Raw genomic sequence first — 737 nt, forward strand, 5'->3', positions numbered from 1 at the left:
AGCATGTTGTCCTTCATGTTGCTGCCGGGCAGAGATACCGAGTTGTTCCGGCGGGCGCGGAATTCAACGTCCGACTCGGCGTCTTCGCCTGGGGCAGCAGCAGCATTGGTAACCGAGGACCAGCCAGGGTACGGCGTACCGATCACTGTGAGCTCGCCAGCACCCGCCAGGACACGGCCTGGCGTTACACAGGTCGCGAAGCCGGTGGCGCTCTGCGAGACGCCGATCACTATTGCCGCGGTGGTCAGCCAGAGCGTGTTGTCGATCCTGCTTCGGATCTGCGAGTTGGCCGGAATCACGGTACCGGCCTGGCCTGTGATAGTGATCGGAGCGACCGAATAGGTGGCATCGCGAATGGCCACGCCGGAGATCTTGCCGATGTTTCGCAGGGCCTCGCCGGTGGCGCTGTCGGGGTCCTTCGCGCGGTAGGCGGCCACGATGCCCTCGTCCAGGTTTGCCAGCATCTCGGCCTCGATGCCGATGCGTTGGCCGTCTGGAGAGTCTGCGTCGATGTTCCAATCTGGGTCGATCGCCAGCGTGCGCGCATTGATGTCGGCCAGGTAGTCGTTGAGCGACGTGCCTGTGATGCCCTGGTCGGTGATCTCAGCCATTTAGACGATTGCCTGTACGAAGTTGATGTCTGCGCTCTCGCCTGAGGCGCTGGTGATGGTCGCGGCCACGGTCAGCTGCCGGGTTACCGCATCCGAGGTGACGCTGAAGGCCGTCATGCCCACGCA

At 63.5% G+C, this 737-nt stretch carries 1 protein-coding gene; it reads right to left on the bottom strand.

Annotated elements, in window-relative coordinates:
- Positions 1-611: baseplate J/gp47 family protein (locus APH30_RS27345; RefSeq protein WP_177333815.1), on the bottom strand; the 611-nt coding region annotated here is incomplete at its 3' end.
- Positions 612-737 lie beyond the last annotated feature (126 nt).

Origin of the sequence: Pseudomonas sp. NBRC 111127 (assembly GCF_001320345.1) — a bacterium.
Taxonomy (GTDB): Bacteria; Pseudomonadota; Gammaproteobacteria; order Pseudomonadales; family Pseudomonadaceae; genus Aquipseudomonas; species Aquipseudomonas juntendi.